Genomic DNA, 2,874 nt, shown 5'->3' with positions numbered 1-2,874 from the left:
GAACGCCGCGGTCGAAGCGGCGCGCGCCGGTGAACAGGGCCGCGGTTTTGCCGTGGTGGCATCGGAAGTGCGTAACCTGGCACAGCGCTCGGCTAACTCGGCGCGTGAAATCAAGAAGCTGATTGAGGAGTCGGTGGCGAATATCGATACCGGCAGCCAACTGGTGGAGCAGGCCGGGCAAACCATGGATGAGTTGATGCAGGGCGTAAGCAGCGTGACCACGCTGATGAGCGAAATCATGTCGGCCAGCCGCGAGCAGAGCATGGGCATCGATCAGGTGAACGTGGCGATTACCCAGCTGGACGGCAGTACCCAGCAGAACGCCGCACTGGTCGAGCAGGTTTCCGCCGCCGCGCAGTCGATGCAGCAGCAGAGCGTGCAGCTGGAGCATGTAGTGCAGAGTTTCAAGTTGTAAGTTTTGTGGCATCGGTCGCCATAAATGGCGGCCGGGCGCAACACTCCCGTAGGGTCGCCATTTATGGCGACCTTCTCACACACCGCACACATCTCCTCCATTAACGCCGTTCCCCGCCTTTTTATGCTGAATTGTCTGCAGGCTGCTACGCTTTAATGTGCCCACGTTAACGCACGGAATGTGCGCTATTTCCTCCATCAACCCTGTGGAGGTTGTGTACAATAGCTGCGAATTTTCCGAAGGAGTTGTCATGCCCGCCATTGAAGTTATTCTCGTTGACCACCTCGATCGCCCTATCGGCAAAATGGAAAAGCTGGAAGTGCATGAAAAAGGATTGCTGCATCGCGCGGTGACGGTTTACGTGTTCAATTCGCGCCATGAAGTGCTGCTGCAGCGCCGTGCCAGCAGTAAATATCACTGTGGTGGATTGTGGAGTAATACCTGCTGCAGTCATCCCTATCCGCAGGAATCCACGCGCGACGCCGCCGAGCGCCGTTTGCGTGAAGAGATGGGCATGAATCTGGCGTTAACGCCGGTGTTTGAGCTGAGCTACAACCTGCCGCTGAGCAACGGGTTAACCGAGCATGAATATGGCCACGTGTTCTTCGCCATCAGCGACGAAAAGCCGGTGCTGAATCCCGAAGAAGCCGATGCGTGGTGCTACCGTTCGATAGCGCAGATTCAGCAGGAGATGCAGGAGAATCCGGCGCAGTTCACGCCGTGGTTTTTGCACACCTTCCCGCGCATTCCCCATACGCTTGGGGAGTTTCGCCTGACGGCGTAATGGCGGAGGTCGCCATGAATGGCGACCCTACGAGGTGATGTCGCCATTGATGGCGACCTCTATTAATCCATCACTGAAAATCTTCCGCATCCACGTCGTAACCCGACGGCTCCCAGCGAATCGCCAGCAGCGCCAGTAAGCCAATCATCGGTGCAAGGAAGATCACCCAGAACACGCCGGTACCAAACGCCGCCACCAAGAGTGGGAAGGTAAACAGCGACACGGTTGAGCTACCGCGCATCAGCGTCTGGTTGAAGCCGACGCCGACACCGCGCAGAGAAGCCGGATAGCTCAGCGAGGCAAACGTCATGGTGTGCGAGCCGGGACCAAAACCCTGACCAAACAGGAACAGCGCCAGCATGGCAATCGCCACCGCTGCCTGTTCGCCGCCCTCCGGACGACCAATCAGCGCTAACCCCAGCAGCGCCACGCACTGACAGGCGTAACCGGCCACCGACATCTTCCACGCGCCAAGACGCGGCACCAGCCGCACCGCCAGCAAGCCGCCGACAAAGGCAAACAGCAGATTCAGCGCCAGCGACACCAGAATGGTGGTCAGCATCGATTGCGCAAAGAAGCTGGAGATAATCACCGGCAAACCAAACGCCACCGCGTTATAGGCAAACGACGAGGCGATCGAAGTGACTGTAGCCAGAATCGTACGGCGGCGATAAACGCCCTGCAGCAGCGCGCCGTAATTGCGCCAGCTGGCTTTGCGCACCGCTTTCTGCGGCGTCAAATCGGCGTCATCCGCCACCTGCGCGTTGATGTTGTAAGAGTTGCGCAGAATCTCCGCCGCGCCCTTCAGGTTGCCCTGATTGGCTGCCCAAATAGGCGATTCACTCATATAGCGGCTGCGAATGGCGATGATCAGCAGCGCAGGCACCGCACCAAAACCCAGAATCAAACGCCACAGCCAATCGGTGTGGCTTTCGGGCAACACTGCATACAGCAGCAGAACCAGCAGATAGGAAATACTGATCGCCGCGTACCACGTCGGACACCACATCGCCACGCTGGCGGCCTTGTTACCTTGCCCGCGCAGCTTCGAAAACTCAGCGAGAAACGCCATCGCCACCGGCAAATCAATCCCCACGCCGAGGCCCATCACAAAGCGTGCGCCGGCCAGCACATACTCGTTTGGCGCAAACGCACAGGCTAGCGCTGCCACCACGAAGAAGAACATATCGGCCATAAACACGCGATAGCGGCCGATTTTGTCGGTGAGGTAGCCGCCAATCAGCGCCCCAACAATCGCACCAAAGGTAATCGCCGATGCCACCATGCCGGTGCCCGCTGGCGTAAGCTGGAACTCACGCGTCACGTCTTTGATGCCAAAGGCTAATGCGCCGAGATCGTAGGCGTCGAGGAACACGCCGCCCAGCGCAATGGCGATGACGATACGCGCGTTGCTGCGCGATTCGTCGCTGTTATTCACTAGCCCGGAGACATCGGCCGCGCTGCGGATCCATTTGGTCTCACCGGTGGGGACATTCCCTGCCTGCGCGACGTGCGCCGGAGAAGCTAAGTCGGTCATGATGTTTTGTAATTTATTGTAATGAGTGGGACTGTGAGCATAAGCCGACGTCCCGGCATCGAAAATTCCAATTGGTTATATGTGCTGCGTTTTGGTTATAACCGTTGCGATATTGATAGCAAAAAAAGCACGAAGTAA

3 protein-coding genes are annotated in these 2,874 nt (G+C 57.9%); 2 read left to right on the top strand and 1 reads right to left on the bottom strand.

Annotated elements, in window-relative coordinates; all coding sequences use genetic code 11:
* Window positions 1–415, top strand: a 415-nt coding sequence (locus tag RTY00_RS22955) for a methyl-accepting chemotaxis protein (RefSeq protein WP_312666491.1), incomplete at its 5' end; no start/stop codon positions are given.
* Window positions 416–665: 250 nt separating this feature from the next.
* A complete protein-coding gene (idi, locus tag RTY00_RS22950; RefSeq protein WP_312666490.1) occupies window positions 666–1,199 on the top strand; it encodes an isopentenyl-diphosphate Delta-isomerase in 534 nt (177 codons plus the stop codon).
* A 70-nt stretch (window positions 1,200–1,269) separates the two neighbouring features.
* Here idi and RTY00_RS22945 read toward each other — a convergent pair whose 3' ends face one another.
* Window positions 1,270–2,736, bottom strand: a complete 1,467-nt coding sequence (locus RTY00_RS22945; RefSeq protein WP_312666488.1) for an MFS transporter — start codon at window positions 2,734–2,736, stop codon at window positions 1,270–1,272.
* Between the last annotated feature and the right edge of the window lie 138 nt (window positions 2,737–2,874).

The organism is Pantoea sp. CTOTU49201, assembly GCF_032054795.1.
Classification (GTDB): Bacteria; Pseudomonadota; Gammaproteobacteria; order Enterobacterales; family Enterobacteriaceae; genus Pantoea; species Pantoea symbiotica.
Note: the sequence above shows the minus strand (reverse complement) of the source record. Positions and strands in the feature narration are given on the sequence as shown.